The organism is Bradyrhizobium zhengyangense, assembly GCF_022012435.1.
Classification (GTDB): domain Bacteria; phylum Pseudomonadota; class Alphaproteobacteria; order Rhizobiales; family Xanthobacteraceae; genus Bradyrhizobium; species Bradyrhizobium zhengyangense.
On the sequence record NZ_JAKLUA010000005.1, the window covers coordinates 119,931 to 139,741 of the forward strand.

The 19,811-nt window shown below is 64.5% G+C and carries 19 protein-coding genes; 12 read left to right on the top strand and 7 right to left on the bottom strand.

Features of this window, described 5'->3' with window-relative positions; genetic code table 11:
- The first annotated feature begins 4 nt into the window (after positions 1-4).
- The 3 genes from L6637_RS17645 (at position 5) to L6637_RS17655 (ending at position 1,817) form a co-directional block, all read left to right on the top strand.
- Positions 5-1,033 (top strand): peptidoglycan -binding protein, encoded by a 1,029-nt coding sequence (locus L6637_RS17645; RefSeq protein ID WP_237863045.1) that lies wholly within the window; start codon positions 5-7, stop codon positions 1,031-1,033.
- On the top strand, positions 1,033-1,479 hold the full coding sequence (locus tag L6637_RS17650) for a GNAT family N-acetyltransferase (RefSeq protein WP_237871627.1): 447 nt from the start codon (positions 1,033-1,035) through the stop codon (positions 1,477-1,479). Before L6637_RS17645 ends, L6637_RS17650 begins: the two co-directional genes overlap by 1 nt.
- A 68-nt stretch (positions 1,480-1,547) precedes the next feature.
- A complete protein-coding gene (locus L6637_RS17655) occupies positions 1,548-1,817 on the top strand; it encodes a hypothetical protein (RefSeq protein ID WP_237863047.1) in 270 nt (89 codons plus the stop codon).
- A 13-nt stretch (positions 1,818-1,830) separates the two neighbouring features.
- Here the strand turns inward: L6637_RS17655 and L6637_RS17660 are convergent, their stop codons facing one another.
- The gene (locus L6637_RS17660; RefSeq protein ID WP_237863048.1) at positions 1,831-3,657 is read right to left on the bottom strand and encodes an ABC transporter ATP-binding protein/permease; all 1,827 of its coding nucleotides are present in this window, start codon (positions 3,655-3,657) and stop codon (positions 1,831-1,833) included.
- A gap of 202 nt (positions 3,658-3,859) precedes the next feature.
- Here L6637_RS17660 and rpmE point away from each other — a divergent pair, with 202 nt between their 5' ends.
- Positions 3,860-4,087, top strand: a complete 228-nt coding sequence (gene rpmE, locus L6637_RS17665) for a 50S ribosomal protein L31 (protein WP_025034016.1) — start codon at positions 3,860-3,862, stop codon at positions 4,085-4,087.
- A 152-nt stretch (positions 4,088-4,239) separates the two neighbouring features.
- Here the strand turns inward: rpmE and rcdA are convergent, their stop codons facing one another.
- Together rcdA and L6637_RS17675 are read right to left on the bottom strand one after the other, a co-directional pair.
- Complete coding sequence (rcdA, locus tag L6637_RS17670; RefSeq protein ID WP_237863049.1) at positions 4,240-4,749, bottom strand: protease adaptor protein RcdA; 510 nt, start codon at positions 4,747-4,749, stop codon at positions 4,240-4,242.
- Positions 4,750-5,232: 483 nt separating this feature from the next.
- The gene (locus tag L6637_RS17675) at positions 5,233-5,424 is read right to left on the bottom strand and encodes a DUF1192 domain-containing protein (protein WP_237871629.1); all 192 of its coding nucleotides are present in this window, start codon (positions 5,422-5,424) and stop codon (positions 5,233-5,235) included.
- A 127-nt stretch (positions 5,425-5,551) separates the two neighbouring features.
- On the opposite strand from L6637_RS17675, the gene L6637_RS17680 reads away from it, so the two are divergent.
- The 3 genes from L6637_RS17680 (at position 5,552) to L6637_RS17690 (ending at position 10,250) form a co-directional block, all read left to right on the top strand.
- Positions 5,552-6,550, top strand: coding sequence for an NAD(P)H-quinone oxidoreductase (locus L6637_RS17680; RefSeq protein ID WP_237863051.1), 999 nt, complete (start codon positions 5,552-5,554; stop codon positions 6,548-6,550).
- A 166-nt stretch (positions 6,551-6,716) separates the two neighbouring features.
- Entirely contained in the window at positions 6,717-9,593 is a 2,877-nt protein-coding gene (locus tag L6637_RS17685) for an EAL domain-containing protein (protein ID WP_237863052.1), read from the top strand.
- 222 nt (positions 9,594-9,815) lie between these two features.
- Positions 9,816-10,250 (top strand): DUF3551 domain-containing protein, encoded by a 435-nt coding sequence (locus tag L6637_RS17690; protein ID WP_271607884.1) that lies wholly within the window; start codon positions 9,816-9,818, stop codon positions 10,248-10,250.
- Positions 10,251-10,338: 88 nt separating this feature from the next.
- Here the strand turns inward: L6637_RS17690 and L6637_RS17695 are convergent, their stop codons facing one another.
- Positions 10,339-10,602, bottom strand: a complete 264-nt coding sequence (locus tag L6637_RS17695) for a DUF7662 domain-containing protein (RefSeq protein WP_237871631.1) — start codon at positions 10,600-10,602, stop codon at positions 10,339-10,341.
- Between the two features lie 154 nt (positions 10,603-10,756).
- Between L6637_RS17695 and L6637_RS17700 the strand changes: the two genes are divergently transcribed.
- Positions 10,757-12,253, top strand: a complete 1,497-nt coding sequence (locus tag L6637_RS17700; RefSeq protein WP_237871633.1) for a sensor domain-containing diguanylate cyclase — start codon at positions 10,757-10,759, stop codon at positions 12,251-12,253.
- Between the two features lie 4 nt (positions 12,254-12,257).
- On the opposite strand, the gene galU is transcribed toward L6637_RS17700, so the two are convergent.
- Entirely contained in the window at positions 12,258-13,133 is an 876-nt protein-coding gene (gene galU, locus L6637_RS17705) for a UTP--glucose-1-phosphate uridylyltransferase GalU (RefSeq protein ID WP_237863055.1), read from the bottom strand.
- A gap of 203 nt (positions 13,134-13,336) precedes the next feature.
- Between galU and L6637_RS17710 the strand changes: the two genes are divergently transcribed.
- Together L6637_RS17710 and L6637_RS17715 are read left to right on the top strand one after the other, a co-directional pair.
- On the top strand, positions 13,337-14,746 hold the full coding sequence (locus L6637_RS17710; protein ID WP_237863058.1) for a lytic murein transglycosylase: 1,410 nt from the start codon (positions 13,337-13,339) through the stop codon (positions 14,744-14,746).
- Between the two features lie 149 nt (positions 14,747-14,895).
- Positions 14,896-16,605 carry an SGNH/GDSL hydrolase family protein gene (locus L6637_RS17715; protein WP_237863059.1) on the top strand — a complete coding sequence of 570 codons (1,710 nt, stop codon included), beginning with the start codon at positions 14,896-14,898 and terminating at the stop codon, positions 16,603-16,605.
- 155 nt (positions 16,606-16,760) lie between these two features.
- On the opposite strand, the gene L6637_RS17720 is transcribed toward L6637_RS17715, so the two are convergent.
- Together L6637_RS17720 and L6637_RS17725 are read right to left on the bottom strand one after the other, a co-directional pair.
- Positions 16,761-17,135 carry a CsbD family protein gene (locus tag L6637_RS17720; protein WP_237863060.1) on the bottom strand — a complete coding sequence of 125 codons (375 nt, stop codon included), beginning with the start codon at positions 17,133-17,135 and terminating at the stop codon, positions 16,761-16,763.
- Positions 17,136-17,196: 61 nt separating this feature from the next.
- Positions 17,197-17,934: an SDR family NAD(P)-dependent oxidoreductase gene (locus L6637_RS17725; RefSeq protein WP_237871635.1), complete on the bottom strand. Its 738-nt coding sequence runs from the start codon at positions 17,932-17,934 to the stop codon at positions 17,197-17,199.
- A 98-nt stretch (positions 17,935-18,032) separates the two neighbouring features.
- On the opposite strand from L6637_RS17725, the gene L6637_RS17730 reads away from it, so the two are divergent.
- Positions 18,033-18,809 (top strand): SDR family NAD(P)-dependent oxidoreductase, encoded by a 777-nt coding sequence (locus L6637_RS17730; protein ID WP_237871637.1) that lies wholly within the window; start codon positions 18,033-18,035, stop codon positions 18,807-18,809.
- A 98-nt stretch (positions 18,810-18,907) separates the two neighbouring features.
- Positions 18,908-19,795, top strand: coding sequence for a TauD/TfdA dioxygenase family protein (locus tag L6637_RS17735; RefSeq protein WP_237863063.1), 888 nt, complete (start codon positions 18,908-18,910; stop codon positions 19,793-19,795).
- Positions 19,796-19,811 lie beyond the last annotated feature (16 nt).

Sequence of the window (19,811 nt, forward strand, 5' to 3'; positions counted from 1 at the left end):
GAGCATGGCTCTAGCCCGCGGCCGCCGCAGCGAAGGCGCCTTCAACTACTGGCCCGGATTCGTCGACGCGCTGTCGACGCTGGTGCTGTCGATCGTGTTCCTGCTGTCGGTGTTCCTGGTCGTGCAGTTCTTCCTGTCGCAGGAGGTGACCGGCAAGGACAAGGCGCTGGAGCAGCTCAACGCCAAGATCGCCCAGCTCACCGAGCTGCTGTCGCTAGAGAAACTCGGCAAGCTCTCGCTCGACGACCAGGTCTCGCAGTTGAAGGCCGGCCTCGCCTCGGCCGAGAGCGAGCGCGACCGGATGAAGGGCCTCTATGAAGGCCTCGCCAACGCCGGCAACGACGCGCAAGGCAAGACCGCCGAACTCGGCAAGGCGCTCGACTCCGAGAAGGCGGTCTCGGCGCGGGCGCTGGCGCAGATCGAGGTGCTGAACCAGCAGATCAGCGCGCTGCGCCGGCAATTGGCGGCCCTCGAAGAGGCGCTCGACGCATCCGAGAAGCGCGACAAGGAATCGCAGAACCGCATCGCCGATCTCGGCTCGCGCCTGAACGTGGCGCTGGCACAGCGCGTGCAGGAATTGTCGCGCTATCGTTCGGAGTTCTTCGGGCGGCTGCGTGCCATTCTCGGCAACCGTCCTGATATCCGCGTGGTCGGCGACCGCTTCGTGTTCCAGTCCGAAGTGTTCTTCGACACCGGACAGGCAACGCTGCTGCCCGAGGGTCGCGCCGAACTCGACACGGTGGCGGCGGCTTTGATCGAGCTCGACAAGAAGATCCCGGCCGAGATCGCCTGGGTGCTGCGGGTCGACGGTCACACCGACGTGCGGCCGGTGAACGGCCCGAACTTCAAGTCGAACTGGGACCTGTCATCGGCGCGCGCGATCTCGGTGGTGCAATACCTGATCTCGCTCGGCGTGCCGGCCCAGCGGCTGGTCGCCGCGGGCTTTGCCGAATTCCAGCCGCTCGACACCGCCAACACCGAAGAGGCCTACAAGCGCAACCGCCGCATCGAGCTGAAGCTGACGGAGCGGTAGTGAGCGCGCTCCGCCTCCGCCCCTACGCAGACGCCGACGAAGCGGCCGCGATCGACCTCTGGCATCGGACCTGGCAGCAGGCTTATCCGCAGATCGATTTTGCCGCGCGGCTCGACTGGTGGCGCGAACGCTGGCGCAAGGATCTGGTGCCGAAGGCCCAGATCGTGGTCTCGGAACAGGACGGCGCGCTGACGGGTTTCGTCACCATCGACGGCGACGGCTATCTCGACCAGCTCGTCGTCGATCCCAATCATTGGGGCTCGGACGCGGCGAGGCTGCTGGTGCATGAGGCCAAGCGACTGTCGCCATCAGGCCTCACGCTGCTGGTCAACAAGGACAATGCCCGCGCCGTTCGCTTCTATGAGCGCAACGGCTTTGCCCATGCCGGCGAGGATTTGAACCCGACGTCGGGACGGCCGGTACTGAAGATGGCGTGGCGGCCGTGACATCAGTGACGTAAAAGCGCGGCGCGGTTTGCTAGCGTGATACCAAGACAAGCCAATGGAGAGGATCGATGCGGCTGAGCGATCTGGCCAAAGGGTCTTCGGTCTTTCTCGGCGTCATCGTCGCGGGCTATGTGTCGAGTGTTTATGTCGACCAGCGCTTGGCCTCACCGCCCAAGGCAGCAACTGAAACGACAGGTTCGCCTGCGCTAACGAACAGTCCTATTCCGACAGACAGCCCGGCGCCAGCCAACGGCGGGTCACCTTGCATTGGCGAGGGCGGAAGCTGGAAGAACTGGCCGTGGCCGAACGTGCCGATGGGCTCGCCCAAGTGTCCGTGAGATCAGCGACGCCTCACGCCCCCTCGAACTGTAACCTCGCCAGCCTCGCATAAAGCCCGTTCGCCGCGACGAGCTCGGCATGGGTGCCCTGCTCGACGATCCTGCCCTGGTCCATCACCAGGATGCGGTCGCAGGACAAGACGGTGGCGAGGCGATGCGCGATGACGAGCGTGGTGCGGTGCTTCATCAGCTCTTCGAGCGCGGTCTGCACCAGCGTCTCGCTTTCGGCATCGAGTGCGGAGGTCGCTTCATCGAGCAGCAGCAGCGGCGCATCGCGCAGGATGGCGCGTGCGATGGCGATGCGCTGGCGCTGGCCGCCAGACAGCGTCACGCCGCGCTCGCCGAGTGGCGTGTCAAAGCCTTCGGGCAGGCGGCGGATGAACTCGCTGGCATGCGCGAGATCGGCGGCACGCTCGACCTCGGCATCATCAGCATCGGGCCGGCCGAAGCGGATGTTTTCACGGGCGCTGGCGGCAAACACGTTGGATTCCTGCGGCACCAAAGCGATGCGCGAGCGGAAGTCGCGCGGATCGGCGGACCTCACCGGCACGCCATCGAGCGAGATCGAACCGCCGCGTGGATCGTAGAAGCGCAGCAGCAAATGGAAGATCGTGCTCTTGCCGGCGCCGGACGGGCCGACGATCGCGACCTTCTCGCCAGGACGCACCGCGAACGACACGGCGTCGAGCACGTTGACATCGGGCCGCGCGGGATAGGCAAAGCTGACCCGATCGAAGCCGACCTCGCCGCGCCCCGGCACGGGCAGCACGCGCGGCGCCGCGGGCGCTGCGATTTCCGGCTTCACATGCAAAATCTCGAACAGGCGTTCGGCGGCGCCTGATGCCGCCGACACCTCGCCCCAGACCTCGCTGAGCTGGCCGAGGCCTGCGGCCGCGAAGGCCGCATAGAGCACGAACTGGCCGAGCCGGCCCGGCGTGATCGTGCCGGTCAGCACGTCATGCGAGCCGATCCAGAGGATGCCGACCACGCTTGCGAACACGATGAAGATGACGATGGCGGTGAGAACCGCGCGGGCCTGTGTCGACGTGCGCGCGGCCTCATAGGCCTGTTCGACCTCACCGCCAAAGCGGTTCGCCGCAAGCCCTTCGCTGGTATAGGCCTGCACGGTTCGGATCGCGCCGACCAGCTCGCCGGCATAGGCGGACGCATCCGCCAGCGTGTCCTGCGCATTGCGCGACAGCCGCCGCACCCAGCGCCCGAACGCGACCAGCGGCAGCACGATCAGCGGGATCGCCAGCAGTACGAAGCCTGAGAGACGCGGGCTGGTGATCACCATCATCGCTGCCGCGCCGAAGAACATCATCAGATTGCGCAGCGCGATCGACACGGAGGCGCCGACGGCGGATTTGATCTGCGTCGTGTCGGCCGTGAGCCGCGACACCAGTTCGCCGCTGCGCGCGGAGTCGAAGAAGGAGGGCGACAGCGAGAGCAGATGCGCAAACACGTCGCGCCGGAGATCGGCGACGATGCGCTCGCCGATCGTCATCACGAGGTAGTAGCGCGATGCGCTCGCGAGCGCGAGCACGGCAACGACCGCGATCATCACCGAGAAGTAATTGTTGATCATCGCGATGCCTTCGGGCGTCAGCCCGAAATCGATCATCCGGCGCACCGCGACCGGCACCAGCAGTGTGGTCAGCGCCGCAATCGTCAGCGCAACGAAGGCAAGCGCCGCGCGGCCGCGATAGCGGGCGACGTAGGGCGCGAGCGCCATCAGCGGCCGCAGCTTGGCCCGGCCCTTGGCCGGTTGCTCGATCAGTTCGGCTTCGATCGACGGGGCCTCTGCGGGCCCGGTTTCAAGCCGTTCAACAGCGCTCATTGGAATCCGACCAAAAGAGAGACGTTGGCTCCACATAGGCCGCTGCACGGGGCGAGGCAAATCCGGGATGTACCGTAGGGGACGGCCCGGTTCTCAAGTCCCCACAATGGCTTGTTTTAAGGGGGGCTGTGAGGTATAGACCCGGCCAAATCCGTCATTCGATAGCCACTCAAGCAAGGCGCCGGGCGCCCTAGGAATTGCCATGAAAGCCGAGATTCATCCGAATTATCATACGATTAAGGTCGTCATGACCGACGGAACCGAGTACCTGACCCGCTCCACCTGGGGCAAGGAAGGTGACACGCTGAACCTCGACATCGACCCGAAGTCGCACCCGGCCTGGACCGGCGGCAACGCCCAGATCATGGATCGCGGCGGCCGCGTCTCGCGCTTCCAGAAGAAGTTTTCGGGCTTCCTCAAAAAGGATTGATCCGGCCGGCAAGGCGGGAACGAAAAACGCCCCCGGGAGACCGGGGGCGTGTTTGTTTTTCCGCATGTCATTCCGGGGCGGTCCGCGGGACCGAACCGGAATCTCGAGATTCCGGGTTCGATGCTTCGCATCGCCCCGGAATGACGAAAAGCTTACCGCTCGAACGCGGCCTTCAATGCGTTGAGGTGCGGCACCAGCGGGTTGCCGATCGCGATGTGGTCGGCCGGCGGGGTGTGGATCGAGCTATCGAGCCGGCGCACGCGGGTCTGCAGGCTCATCGAGCGATGGATCAAATCCTGGAGCTGCGTCGGCAGCTTCTCGATGGTGTCGGAGGGACCGGGATCGGCGGCGGTGAGCTTGACCTTGGTCTTCTCGCGGTTGGCCTGGACCAGCGTCATCTCGCCTTCCTTCACGGCACGGTGCAACAGCAGCCATGAGGCGAGCTGCATCAGGCGCGTGGTGAGGCGCATGCTCTCGGTCGCGTAGGTGAGGCTGACGGCCCGGTCGAGCGCCTTGGCCTCGGTGCGGCCGGCACCGTCGAGATAAGCGGCGGTCTCTTCGACGAGATCCATGCCCTCGCGGAACAGGACGCCGAACGCCGCAGAATTGGTGAACCGCTCGCTGAGTTGAACGAGAGCGCCGTCGGCTTGCAAACGTTCCATGGTTAACGCCCCTTACGCAACTGTTTACCTGTCCGGCTTTTGCGCCGGCTTATGATGAACAAATCATTGCGCGGGGGGATCGCGGAGTCCAGCGGCAAGCGCGGATATGGTTTCCGCGGGTCGTTCCGAGGAACTCAACCGGAAATGGAGGAAAAAAAGAGCCGCCGGAGACCGGCGGCTTTGAAAGTTGATAACAGGGAGGCGTCAAACAGAGTGGACAGGAGCCACTCGGTGTCCAAACGAGGACAGTTCCAGTCATAAACTCGAAAGCTTAATGGTGCGTAAACGAACGATTATTTTGAGGGTTCGTTAGGCATGTCGGCCAGTGGACGAGTGTCTCTCCGTCGTCGCCCCGGCGGCCGGGGCCCATAACCACGGGAGGCGTGGTCGCACGAGCAGGTAACTCGGAGTCATCGCCCAATGACCTGCACGGAGTATGGGTCCCGGCCTTCGCCAGGACGACAGACATTGGTTTGACGACGACTACGTCTTGAAAAAGCTGTTCGCCGCATCGCGCGAGGAGCGCTTCTTGGTGGCGGCTTCTTCCAGTCTTGCGATCTCGGTCTTGAGCAAGGAGACGCGCTCGGTCAGTTCCTCGACCGACAACAGTGAGAGATCCTGTCCGATCTCGTGGGTGACCTTCTTGCGCGGGCGGTCGTCGTCTTCCATCGGCATCGTCGTTCCTCCTGCGTCCGCCGACCGGACCACACCGCTTGATACACGGCTTGGGCGGTTGCCAGTCCGGACTGCGCTGGCTAATCAAAGGCCTCGTTTCCCTCGCACCTTTGCTCAAGGACACATCATGGACAAGCTGCCCGCGCAAATGACCGTGGTCGCCATCTCCAAGCCCGGTGGACCGGAGGTGCTGCTGCCGGAACGGCGGGCTGTGCCGCAGCCCGGTCCTGACGAGATCCTGGTCAAGGTGCAGGCCGCCGGCGTCAACCGGCCCGACGTGGCGCAGCGCTCCGGCGCCTATCCGCCACCACCCGGCGCCAGCGACCTGCCCGGCCTCGAGATCGCAGGTGAAGTGGTCGCGGTCGGCAGCAACGCCAAGCGGCACAAGATCGGCGACAAGATCATGTCGCTGGTCGCCGGCGGCGGTTATGCGCAGTATTGCATCGCACAGGACGCCCAGGCCATGAGCGTGCCCCCGGCCCTGTCGATTAGGGAAGCCGGTGCGCTGCCGGAAACCCTGATGACGGTCTGGCACAATGTGTTCGAGCGCGGCGGCCTGAAAGCCGGCGAGACGCTGCTGATCCACGGCGGCTCCTCAGGCATCGGCACCATGGCGATCCAGCTCGCGAAGGCGTTCGGTGCAAAGGTGTTCGTCACCGTCGGCTCGCAGGACAAGATCGACGCCTGCCTCAAGCTGGGGGCGGATCGTGCGATCAATTACAAAACCGAAGATTTCGTCACTGTGGTCAAGGAAGAAACCGACAAGGTCGGCGTCAACCTGATCCTCGACATGGTCGCCGGCGACTATGTCGATCGCAACTATGACGCCGCTGCCGTCGACGGCCGCATCGTGCAGATCGCGACCCTCAACGGCCCCAAGGTCAGCGTCAACATCGCCAAGGTGATGGTGAAGCGGTTGACCCATACCGGCTCGACCTTGCGTCCCCGTAGTAATGCGGACAAAGCGGCGATGGTCGCCGCGATAGAGGCGAAAGTGATGCCGCTTCTGCGCGAAGGCCGGGTCAAACCCCTGATGGACAGTGCTTTCCCGCTGGAAAAGGCCGCCGACGCACACCGGCGCATGGAGACCTCCGCACATATTGGCAAAATTGTGTTGGAGGTCTAGGCCGCTGGCCCATCAAACCGGGCGGAAACCCTTTGATTTTCTTGGCTTTCGTGGCATCTATCGCGAAACGCCGAACCACTTCCGTCCGGTCTGAAATCGTCTTTACGTGCCAGCCTTGCGTGCCGTTCCTGCACTCAGAGTTTGCGTCGAACGCGGAGAACTGACCTTGCGTCTGATCAGGTGCCTCGCGCCCATCGCGCTGGGCCTCATGATTCTTGTCGCCGCGTATCCCGCGCGCGCGCTCGACGCTGTCAGCGTCCGCAGCGACGCGCCCGCGATCGACCTCACCGGCGTGCTCGAGCATCAGCGCAGCGACGCAGATCGCATCCAGGTCTCCACCGCGCCCGGCACCGACGGCATCGTCCGCCGCATCGAGGTGCGCGCCCGCGAGGGCGGCCAGAACTGGGTGGTGTTCGCGCTCGCCAACAACACCGACGATCAGCTCGACCGTCTGATTGTCGCTCCGCATTACCGCATCGTCTCCTCGGGACTGCTCTGGCCCGACCTCGGGCTGTCGCGCATCGCGACCATTACGCCGTCGATCGGCGACCGGCCGGAACGCCAGGAAAGCGCGACGGCCGACGTGTTCCGCATCACGCTCGATCCCGGCGCCGTCGTCACCTTCGTCGCGGAACTGCGCACCGACAAGCTGCCGCAGCTCTATCTGTGGGAACCGGAAGCCTACAAGGACAAGGTCAACTCGTTCACGCTGTACCAGGGCATCGTAATCGGCATCTCCGGCCTTTTGGCGCTCGTTCTCACGATTTTGTTCGTGGTGAAGGGCAGCATCATGTTCCCGGCGGCCGCAGCGCTGGCCTGGGCGGTGCTGGTCTATATCGGCGTCGATTTCGGCTTCTGGGGCAAGGTGCTCGACATGTCGAACAACGCCGAGCGCATCTGGCGCGCGGCGGGTGAAGCGATATTGGCGGCGACGCTGCTGGTGTTCCTGTTCGCCTATCTCAATCTCAGTCGATGGCATGTGCGCTACTCGCACATCACGGTGGGTTGGCTCGCGTTCCTCGGCTCGTTGGTCGCGCTCGCGCTATTCGACCCGGCCGTCGCCTCCGGCATCGCACGCATCTCGCTGGTGCTGATCGCGTTCGCCGGCTTCGCGCTGATCGTCTATCTCTCTACCCATGGTTTCGACCGCGCGGTGCTGCTGATCCCGACCTGGTTCCTCCTGGTGGTCTGGGTGGTCGCGGCCGGCATGACGGTTGCGGGCTCCGTTACCAACGACATCGTCGGCCCTGCCCTGCTCGGCGGCCTCGTGCTGATCGTGATGCTGATCGGCTTCACCGTCATGCAGCACGCCTTCGCCGGCGGCGGCGCCACCACAGGCGTCGTCTCCGACATCGAACGCCGCGCGCTGGCGCTGGCGGGTTCCGGCGATCTGATCTGGGACTGGGACGTGTCCGCCGACAAGGTTTTCACCAGCCCCGAGACGGAAGCCCTGCTCGGACTGAAGCGCGGCACGCTCGAAGGACCCGCGGCCTCGTGGCTAGAAGTGCTGCATCCGCTCGACCAGGACCGTTTCCGTGCCGCGCTCGATAGCGTGCTCGACCAGCGCCGCGGCCGCCTGGTGCAGGATTTCCGCCTGCGTACCCCCGACGGTCATTTCATGTGGTTCGCGCTGAAGGCGCGCCCGGTGGTCGGCTCCGACGGCGAGGTCTCGCGCGTGGTCGGTACGCTCACCGACGTCACCGAGCTTCGCAACGCGGAAGAGCGCCTGCTGCACGATTCCGTGCATGACAATCTCACGGGCCTGCCCAACCGCAAGCTGTTCATGGACCGGTTGGGCGCCGTCGCGCATTTCGCCAAGACCATGCCGACGCTGCGGCCGACGCTGATGGTGATCGATCTCGACCGCTTCAAGCAGGTCAACGATTCCGTCGGCATCGCGGTCGGCGATTCCATCCTGCTGACGCTGGCCCGCCGCCTCACCCGCATCCTGAAGCCGCAGGACACGCTGGCGCGCCTCGCCGGCGACCAGTTCGGCCTGATCCTGCTCTCGGAGCAGGACCCGGCGCGGATCACCAATTTCGCCGAGACCATCCGCAAGACCATCCGCGCGCCGATCGCCTTCAACGACCGCGAGATCTTCCTGACCGCCTCGATCGGCATGGCGCTGTCCGATCCGCAAACCCAGCTCACGGACGAGATCATCAAGGACGCCGAGCTTGCGATGTATCATTCCAAGCGCATCGGCGGCGACCGCATCGATGTCTACAAGCCGGCAATGCGCGCGCGGAAGACCGACCGCCTGACGCTGGAGAGCGAGCTGCGCCGCGCCATCGAGCGGCAGGAGCTCACCATCCTTTACCAGCCGATCGTCCGGCTCGAGGATCGCTCAGTCGCCGGCTTCGAGGCACTGGTGCGCTGGGATCATCCAAAACTCGGGCGCATGGCGCCGTCGGAATTCATCACGATCGCGGAAGAGACCGGCCTGATCGTCGATCTCGGCATGTTCGTGCTCGACCAGACCGCCAAGCAGCTTTCGATCTGGCAACGCGCGATGCGCTCGCGCGAGCCGATCTTCGCGTCCGTCAACGTCTCCTCGCGGCAGCTGCTGCGCCACGATTTGATTCACGATATCAGAACCGTGCTGTCGCGATCTTCAGTCGCGCGCGGCACGCTGAAGCTGGAATTGACGGAATCGCTGGTGATGGAGAATCCGGAGCACGCCGCGCAAATGCTGACGCGGATCCGCGAGCTCGGCACGGGGCTGTCGCTCGACGATTTCGGCACCGGCCATTCCTCGCTGGCCTATCTCCAGCGCTTCCCGTTCGACACCATCAAGATCGACCAGTCCTTCGTCCGCACCACCAACCGCGGAACGCGGCCGGTGATCCTGAAGTCGATCATCGCGCTCGCGCATGATCTCGGCATGGACGTGGTGGCGGAAGGCGCCGAGACCGATTCCGACGCGGTCGAACTGTATCAATTGGGCTGCGAATACGCGCAGGGCTTCGCCTTCGGCGAGCCGATGGACGCGGATGCCGCGATGCGCCTGCTGACGGAAGTGCGGCTGGAAGCAGCGAGCTGATCGTTCGACGCGCGAGGTGCCGTAGGGTGGGCAAAGGCGCACTTGCGCCGTGCCCACCATCCTGAAGACGTGGGCACGCTTCGCTTTGCACACCCTACGATACTTAAGAGCGCCGCGGCCTCTCTATATCCACGCGTGAACCCATTCCGAGAACGTTGACCTGGATCAATGCCGTCTACGGTCCGCGTGCACCGCATGTTGCGCCACTTGGAGGAAGTTCCAATGCGCACATTGGCTTTGACGATTTTGGCCATAGGCATGCTCTTAGCATCAGGGCATGCCCGGGCTCAGAGATATGATCCGGCTTATCCCGTTTGTCTGTACGTCGTCGCCTTCGGAGCTACCCCTTACTATCGATGCAGCTACCATACGATGGACGAATGCAGGGCATCGGCCAACGGTCAGATGTGCGTCCTCAACCCGTACTACGGTGGTGCGACGGCGCCGATGAAAGAGAACAAGCGGCATGATCGTCGCCCGGTCGGATCAAGATCGGCCGCACACGCCGAGACCAGAGCGTATGTGCCACCTAGATCACCGATCCACTCCCGGTCCGCACCGTTCAATCAATCAAATGAACCGTATTACGGAGCTTCCCAAGGTTACGCGCCGGGCGAAAAACAACAATTTCTCGAAAGCGTGAGACGAAGCCTCTAGAGCGGGATTGTCAGGTTGAATCGCGCAGCGGCGGGGACGTTCACCTCTCCCGTTTACGGAAGGGAACATACCGGACCAGGAAATCTCGCTACCTCCGCCGGTCGTTCTTCCGCTTCGTGAACCGCACGCTCGCACCGTCAGGCATCCGCGTCGCCACGAAGCCCGCGGCGAGGCAGGCTTCGCGCTGCGGCATCTGGATATCGGGGCTGCGCAGGCTGTCCCACCATGACGCACGGTTGGCCGCGCGCGGCAGAGCAGCGCCGATGATCTCCTCGATCTGCTCGAAGGTCAGCACGAACTCCGCCTGCTTGTGCCGCATCAAGTAGTCACGTAGCGCATCGTATTCGTTCACGTCTGTCCTCTCGTCCGAAGCCCGGATCCAGCCGATCGGGCCTGCCAAAAATCGCTAGCCGGATAAACCATTCCTTAACTCATCGCGGCGGTGCCGTCGCGGCTTAAACACTGAGCAAGCTTTCAGGCGCATCCACTAGTATCGGGAGCAAAGGATGCTGTCTGGATGGCGCAAAGCCAAGGCCCGCCGGCCCTGGCGTATCTCGGCAAAGCTGTTGATCATCACGTCCGTCGTGACGGTGATCGGCTTTTCCGCCATTTGCGTCAACGTCATGCTGGACATGCGCCGCGGCGAGGAGGCGCTGGCCCGCCAGACGCTGGAAAACCTGGCCACCTCGATCGACGCCGACATCAGCCGCAACATCGATATCTACGACCTCTCCCTAAAGGCGGTCGTCAACAACATGCTGCTGCCCGAACTCGCCACGGTCTCGAGATCGGTCCGTCAGCTCATCCTGTTCGATCATGCGACCACGGCTCGGCATTTCGGTGCCATCCAGGTGTTCGATGCCGACGGCAGGCTGACCATCGACGCCTCGACACTGGATCCGCAAGCCGAGAACCGCACCGACGAAGAGTATTTCCGAATTCATCGCGACAATCCGGACGTCGGACTGTTCATTAGCCGTCCGATGCTGTTCCGCGGCGCCTTTTCGATCGTGCTGAGCCGGCGCATCAGCGATACCGACGGCGGCTTCATGGGGGTCGTGGCCGGCTCGATCCGCTACACCTATTTCCACGAACTGTTCGAGCGGCTGAGCCTCGACCCCGAGGACACCATCACCGTGCTCAAGCGCGACCGCACCATCATGATGCGGCGGCCGTTTGATCTCGACATCATCGGCAAGAATCTGGGAACGCAGCAGAACTGGAAACCTGACAATCTCAGGGCCGGCGGGTCCTACGCCGGTAAGGGGCCGGTGGATGTGACGCCGCGCCTTTACGTGCGCAGCAGCGGCTCCGGCCCGTTGTTTGTCGTGGCAGGCAAGCCGCTGAGCGCGGTGTTCTCATTGTGGCAGAGAGAAGCGCTGCGCATCGGCGCCGTGGTGCTGATGCTGTCCCTGTTCGTGCTGGGCTCGGCCATCGTGCTCGCCCGCGAGATCGGCCGGCGCGCGGATGCCGAAAGCAGGCTCGAGGAGATGGCGACGACCGACGCGCTCACGGGCCTGCGCAACCGCCGCAAGTTCGACCAGGTCATCGACATGGAATGGCGGCGCGCCATGCGCCAGAAGACGCAGGTCGCGCTGCTGATGATCGATGCCGATCACTTCAAGGCCTACAACGACACGTTCGGTCACCAGGCCGGCGACCAGGTGCTGGTCGGCATCGCCATCTGCATCTCGGATTCGGTGCGCCGCGCCGGCGACTGCGCCGCGCGCTATGGCGGCGAGGAGTTCGCCGTGCTGCTGCCGAACACGTCGGCCACCGACGCGTTCAGGATCGCCGAGACCATTCGTGCCAAGGTGCTGGGCTGGTCCGATCGCGGCGCGGGATCGACCGTCTCCTGCGGCGTCGCCAGCCTCGCGCCCACTGCTGGCACGGACTGGGCCGTGCTGGTCGCCGCCGCTGACAAGGCGCTCTATGCCGCAAAAGCCGGCGGCCGCAACCAGTCGGTGGTGGCAAGCTTGGCGCAGCTGTCGCTGGTGGCGTGAGCGGCTACTGCTCCAGATACTTCTTCATCTCCGCGATCAGCCCCTCGCGCAGCTCGGGCCGCTTCAGCGCATAGGCGATGTTGGCGCGCAGGAAGCCGGGCTTGGAGCCGCAATCATGACGCTCGCCCTCGAACTCGACGCCGTAGAATTTCTGCGATTTGGCGAGGCCGATCATCGCGTCGGTGAGCTGGATCTCGCCGCCGGCGCCGCGCTCCTGGGTCTCCAGAATCTTGAAGATCTCGGGCTGCAGAATGTAGCGGCCTGTGATCGAAAGGTTTGAGGGCGCCGTGCCCTTGGCCGGCTTCTCGACCATGCCATCGACCTCGAACATCTTGCCGGTGCGCTTTCCGACGCCGCAGATGCCGTATTGATGGGTGAGATGGTCGGGCACCGCCTCGACCGCGATCAGGTTGGATTTCTCGCCGAGCGTTGCCGCCGTCTCGACCATCTGCTTCAGGCATCCGGGCGAATTGAGCACGAGCTCGTCGGGCAGCACCACCGCGAACGGCTCGTTGCCGACGATGTCGCGCGCGCACCAGACCGCGTGGCCGAGGCCGAGCGGCGCCTGCTGGCGGGTGAAGCTGACGGCGCCGGCTTCCGGCTGGTTCTGCGCCAGGATCTCCTGCTCGGCCTTCTTGCCGCGCTGACTGAGCGTCGTGTCGAGCTCGAACATCCTGTCGAAATGGTCTTCGATGACGTTCTTGTTACGGCCGGTGACGAAGATGAAGTGCTCGATGCCGGCTTCCCGCGCCTCGTCATAGACGTACTGGATCAGGGGCTTGTCGACGATGGTGAGCATTTCCTTCGGCATCGCCTTGGTGGCGGGCAGGACGCGGGTGCCGAGGCCGGCGACGGGAAATACGGCTTTGCGGATTTTCATGGGATTGATCGAATACCTTGGGGCGCAGGTGAAAGAAGCAATGCTTCTTGCTAGCGGTTTTGCAGCCGGTAACAAAGGCGGATGTAGGGCTCCGTTTCAGAGAATTTGCGAAAAAGGTGACCAGCAAAAATTCACCTTTGTTAAGATATTGGCAACCGTAACGAGGCCTCCTGATGGCGGATTTTCGGCCGGACGGATGGGATATGAGGCAATCGGTGGCAGGCTTGGCAAAACGCGGCGGATCTCTGGCGAGCGCAACAATGATTGCGGCCGCGCTTCTGTTCCCTGTGTCCGCGCGGGCCCAAGGGCAACAAGGACAACAGGGGCAAAGCGGCCTGTCCAACCTGTTCGGCGGTATTTTCTCCGGCTCGAATCCGGCGCCGTCGCAGCCGGCCCCGGGCGGGGCCCAGACGGGAGCTCAACCTTGGAGCGGCGAGGACGGCGCCTCCGGCCATCCGCTGATGACGGCGGCTGCGATCCGCGAGGCGGCCGGCAATTTCGACAATTGCGTTGCGGGCATGTGGCCTGATGCCGCACGGCGCGGCATCACGCAGGAGAATTTTCAGCGCTTCACCGCTGGGCTGTCGCCCGACTTGCGCATCATGGACCTGATGGACTCTCAGCCGGAGTTCTCCAAGTCGATCTGGGACTATCTCGACATCCTCGTGAACGACAACCGCCTCGCCAAGGGCAAGGAAATCCTCGCCCAATACAAGGCGCAGTTCGACGCGACCGAAAAGGCCTATGGCGTCGACCGCTATATCATCGCGGCGATCTGGGGCATCGAATCCAACTATTCGACGCAGATGGGCGACCGCAGCGTGCTGCAATCGACCGCGACGCTCGCCTGCGTCGGCCGCCGCCAGGCCTATTTCAAGGACGAGTTCCTCTCGGCACTGGAGATCCTCAACCGCGGCGATCTGCGCCCTGAGCAGATGCGCGGCTCCTGGGCCGGCGCATTCGGCCCGACCCAGTTCATGCCGACCGCGTTCAAGCGCTTTGCCGTCGATGGCGACGGCGACGGAAGGCGCGACGTGGTCGACAATCCGACCGATCTAATCGCCTCGACAGCGAACAATCTGAAGAAGGACGGCTGGCAGAGCGGCCAGACCTGGGGCTTTGAGGTCGTGGTGCCGCAGGGCTTCAACTACATGCTGGCCGACCGGGCCAAGATGATGACGCTCGCGCAATGGGAGAAGCTCGGGCTCAAGCGGGCGACCAATCAGCCTTTCCCACATCCGGCGGATAAAGCCTATTTGCTGGCGCCCGCCGGCGCGCAGGGGCCCGGCTTCCTGATGCTGCAGAACTTCCGCGTCATCATGAAATACAATCCCGCCGAGGCCTATGCGATGGCGATCGGCCATTTCGCCGACCGCCTGCGCGGCGGGCAGCCCTTCGTGCAGCCATGGCCGCGGCAGGAACGGGAGCTGTCGCGGACCGAGCGGCTGGAACTGCAGCAGCTCTTGGCCCAGCGTGGCTTCTATAAGGGTACCCCGGACGGCCAGTTCGGCGGCCAGACCCGGGAGGCGTTGCGCAACTTCCAGGTCTCGATCGGGCTCCCTGCCGACGGGTTTGCCACCTCCGACGTGCTGGACCGGCTGCGCGGGCGGTAAAAGCGGCCCGAAAGTAACCCTGAGCGGCGATTTTGGCCGGATCGGCGGTGTATTCCCTAAGAATCTGCAAGAGAATTTGCCCGTTTGGCGCCCGATTCCGTTATTATAACGACCTATCTCCAGACCCCATTGCGCGCGCCCGAGATCGCATGTCGAAGCCAAAATCCTTTTTCAAGGCGCTGACCGAGACCGGCCCGCTGATCGCGCTGGGGACGGCGCTTGCGATCCTAGTCTCGATCGCGGGACCGGCCTCGGCGCAGTTCTTCAACTTCCCGGGCTTCGGTGGCCCGCCGCAGCGATCGGCGCCGCCGCCGCAGCGTGGTGGCGGCTGGTTCGGCGGTGATTTCTTCGCGCCCTTCCAACAGCAGCAGCAGCAGGCCCCACGCCAGGATTTTTCGCGCGCGCCGGCACCCGCCAAGCGTGACACCATTCCGGACAAGAACGTGCTGGTGATCGGCGATGCCATGGCCGACTGGCTCGCCTATGGCCTTGAAGACGCCTACACCGAGCAGCCCGACATGGGCGTGATCCGCAAGCACAGGACCACGTCTGGCCTGATCAAGTATCAGCCGAAGGGCGAGCCCTCGGACTGGGCCGCGGCCGCGAAGGGCATTCTGGAGACCGAGAAGCCTGACGTCATCGTCGTCATGCTCGGCCTCAACGATCGCATGTCGATCCGCGAGCCTGTCACCGACAAGCCTGCGGAGAAGGACAAGGACAAGAAGAACGACAAGGGCGCGCGCGCCAAGCCGCAAGGAAAAGGTGACGCCAAACCGGGTGACGCGAAGTCCGGCGAGACCAAGTCCGACACCGCGGCAAAGCCGGACGACAAGCCCGTCGACACCGACCTGCCGCAGGACGACGCCGACAACGCGGACACGCCCGCAGCCGCGCCCGAAAAGGCCCCGCGTAATCCAAATGGCGTCTACGAATTCCGCGACGACCGCTGGGTTGAGCTCTACGGCAAGAAGATCGAGGAACTTGCGGGCGTCCTGAAGGCCAAGGGCGTGCCGGTGCTCTGGGTCGGCCTGCCCGCGATCCGCGGACCCAAGGGCACCGCGGACATGCTGTTCCTGGATTCGCTCTATCGCGAAGGCGCAGCCAAGGCCGGCATCACCTATGTCGACGTCTGGGACGGCTTTGTCGACGAGGCCGGCCGCTTCCTGCAGAAGGGCCCTGATTTCGAAGGCCAGATCCGACAGCTGCGCAGCGGCGACGGCGTCTATTTCACCAAGCCCGGCGCGCGCAAGCTCGCGCACTATGTCGAACGCGAGATCACGCGTCTCCTGGCCGGCCGTTCCGGTCCGATCGCCCTGCCGAGCGAACCGGCAACGCCCGACACCAACGCCGAGCCCGGCAAGCCGCCGCCGCGGCCGCTCGCCGGCCCGATCGTGCCGCTGGTTGCGGCCTCGATCTCGACCGATCAATTGCTGGGTGGACCCGGCACGCGCCCCGCCTCCGTCGATGCGCTCGCGGCCAGGACGCTGGTGAAGGGCGAACCGCTGGCCGCGCCCGCGGGCCGTGCGGATGATTATTCCTGGCCGCGCCGCGAGGTCGGCCGCGAGCAAGCCAAGGGCGATACGCCTGTTGCGGCGACGACGCCCGACGGCGGCGCTGCGGCGCCCGGCACGCCCGGTGCTGCCGCTGCGATCGCGCCTCCCAAGCCGGTCGCACCGAAGAAGCCGACGCCGCCGCCGCAGCCGGCACAGGCAACGCCGTCACTGCGTGATTTCTTCGGCTTCGGCTCGCCGCAACCTGCTCCGCGTCAACTGGCGCCCGGGCCGCGCAACCCGAATCCGAACCCCGCGATTCCGCGTCCGCCCGGCAATGTCGGGCGTGCAGCCGAAGTGGTTCGGTAGTTTAGTCTTATGTCCCGGACGCGGCGCAGCGCCTTGGTGGTGCGCCGCGGAGCCGGACCCAGCTTCTTCAACATCGACAAAGAATTGCCCCGGCTCTGCGCAGCAGCGCTTTAGCGCTGCAGCGCGTCCGGGGCACGAGAGCGCGTGTTTGTCGCTCAGCCGTAATAACGCCAGCGCGGCGGCGGGCGACGGGCGGGGCGCGACATCAGAAGCGCGAGGGCGAAGCCGATGCCGCCCGCGATCAGAAGCGAGCCGAGCGGATTGTCCTGCACCTTCTGGGCAATCGCCTGCGAGCCGTCACGCAAGGTTTCGGCCGGCTTGTCGTAAGCATCCTTGGCGTAGCTGGTGGCGGTGTCCGCGGCGTCACGGACGGCGTCCTTGGCCTGGCCGTAGAGATTCTGCACTGTGCCGGCGGCTTCGCGCGCCTTGCCCGATGCCTGCGTCTGCGCATCGCCTGCGAGATCGCCGACGGCGCCTTCAGCGCGTCCAGCGAATTCCTTGGCCGATCCGACGATCCTGTCCTTGTCCATGATGCTCCTCCTCCGGGGTCAGCCGGAGTAACCGATCAGGCGCAGCGCAGTTCCAATCAGGTCAGAGAATGAGTCCGCCATCGACCACCAGTGTCTGACCGATGATGTAGGACGACAGCGTAGAGGCCAGGAACAGGGCCGCACCGGCCATGTCAGCCGGCGTGCCCAATCGCCGCAGCGGAATGCGCGCCAAGGCGCCCTCGAGCCGCTTGGGATTGTCGGTCGTCACCTTCGTCATCTTGGTGTCGACGAGGCCGGGCGCGATGCCGTTGACGCGGATGCCGTCCTCGGCCCACGCCTCGCCCAAGGTCCGCGTCAAGCCGACCGCGCCGGTCTTCGAGGCGTTGTAGGCGGGATTGCCCATGGTGGAATGATAGGCCGCGGTCGAGGACACCATGATCAACGCCCCCTTCGAATCCCGCAACATGGAATGAAATCGCGTCGCGCACGCCATCAGGCTCATGAGATTGACCTCGACGACCTTGCGAAAGCCCGCCATCTCGAACTCGCCGCGGCGATAGATCACCGCGCCCTGCGCGAGCACGAGAATATCAAGCTTGTCGAAGGGCGGCTTGAACTCCTCGATCGCGCTCGTCTTGCTGACGTCGAGCTGCGCGTAGGCAAGACCGGCGAGATCGGAGCCCTCCTCGACCGAATATTCCGCTGCACGCGCGCGCGTGCCGCATACCGCAACGCTAGCGCCTCTGGCGCGAAACGCCTGTGCAATACCATTGCCGATACCGCTGGAACCACCGACCACCAGCACCTGCTTGCCAGAGAAATCGAGCTCGTTCGCCATCGCGGCCTCCCCCTTTGTCTTGCTTGTTTGACCTGTCTGCGGATCGATGCCAGCCTTGTCCATCTCACAACAAGAAACAAGAGACCACGAGGAAACACATGCCCGAGTTCAAGCTCAGCCGCTCCGTGAAGGGTCTGACCGTTCTCGTCACCGGCGCCGCCAGCGGCATGGGCCGAGCCACTGCACGCGTGTTCGCTGGCGAAGGCGCCAACGTCGCCGTCACCGACTATGACGAGCAAGGCGCGAGCGCAGTTGCCAAGGAGATCGCGGCGAGCGGCGGCTCGGCGAAATCGTGGAAGCTCGACGTCGCCGACGGCGGCGAAATCAAGCGCGTGGTTGGCGATGTCGCCGCGCATTTCGGCGGTCTCGACATCGTCATCAACAATGCCGGCATCTCCGTGCGCGTCGCGATCGACGATGAGGCTTATGAAGATGCCTGGGCCAAGGGCATCGCGGTGATGCTGACGGCGCATCCACGCATCATCCGCGCCGCGCTGCCGCATTTGCGCAAATCGAAATCGCCACGCATCGTCAACATCGCCTCGACCGAAGCGCTCGGCGCCACCGCATTGCACAGCCCCTATTCGGCGGCGAAGGGTGGCGTTGCGAGCCTGACGCGCTCGCTCGCAGTCGAGCTCGGCCGCGAGGGCATCACGGTCAATTGCATCTGCCCGGGCCCGATCCGCACCGCCATCACGGACCGCATCTCCGAGGAGCACAAGACCATCTACGCCAAGCGCCGCACCGCGCTCGGCCGCTACGGCGACCCAGAAGAGGTCGCGCATATGACGCTGAGCCTGTGCCTGCCGGCAGCGTCTTTTCTTACCGGTGCCGTGATCCCGGTCGACGGCGGGCTGATAGCGCGGAATGCGTGAGAGCCATGCGCGGCGAGCGTTGACAACCACTGTTACGAGAGTAGCTTTTTCACCGACAGAGCGGGCCCAACCGCTCGCAATTCGTGGGAGAGAACGCCATGTCGATCGCCATCCGGCAGCTTCAGAAGCATTTTGTCGGCGAGGTTTCGGGCCTCGACCTGCGAAAGCCGCTCACGCCGGATGAGGCCCGCGAGATCGAGTCCGCCATGGACAAATATGCGGTGCTCGTCTTCCACGACCAGGATATCAGCGACGAGCAGCAGATGGCGTTCGCGCTGAATTTCGGTCAGCGCGAGGATGCCCGCGGCGGCACGGTGACCAAGGAAAAGGACTATCGGCTGCAGTCCGGCCTCAACGACGTCTCCAACCTCGGCAAGGACGGCAAGCCGCTGGCAAAAGACAGCCGCTCGCATCTGTTCAATCTCGGCAACTGCCTGTGGCATTCCGACAGTTCGTTCCGCCCAATCCCGGCAAAATTCTCGCTGCTGTCAGCCCGCGTGGTGAACCCGAAGGGCGGCAACACCGAATTCGCCGATATGCGCGCGGCCTATGACGCGCTCGACGACGAGACCAAGGCGGAGATCGAGGACCTCGTCTGCGAGCACTCGTTGATGTATTCGCGGGGATCGCTCGGCTTCACCGAGTATACCGACGAGGAAAAGGCGATGTTCAAGCCGGTGCTGCAGCGGCTGGTGCGGACCCATCCCGTGCATCGCCGCAAATCGCTGTATCTGTCATCGCATGCCGGCAAGGTCGTCGGCATGAGCGTGCCGGAAGGTCGGCTGTTGCTGCGCGATCTCAACGAGCACGCGACGCAAGCCGAGTTCGTCTACGTCCACAAATGGAAGCTGCATGACCTCGTGATGTGGGACAACCGCCAGACCATGCATCGCGTCCGCCGCTACGACCAGTCGCAGCCGCGCGACATGCGCCGTGCGACGGTGGCGGGGACCGAGCCGACGGTTCAGCAGCAGGCGGCGGAGTAGCGTCAATCCAGCAGCG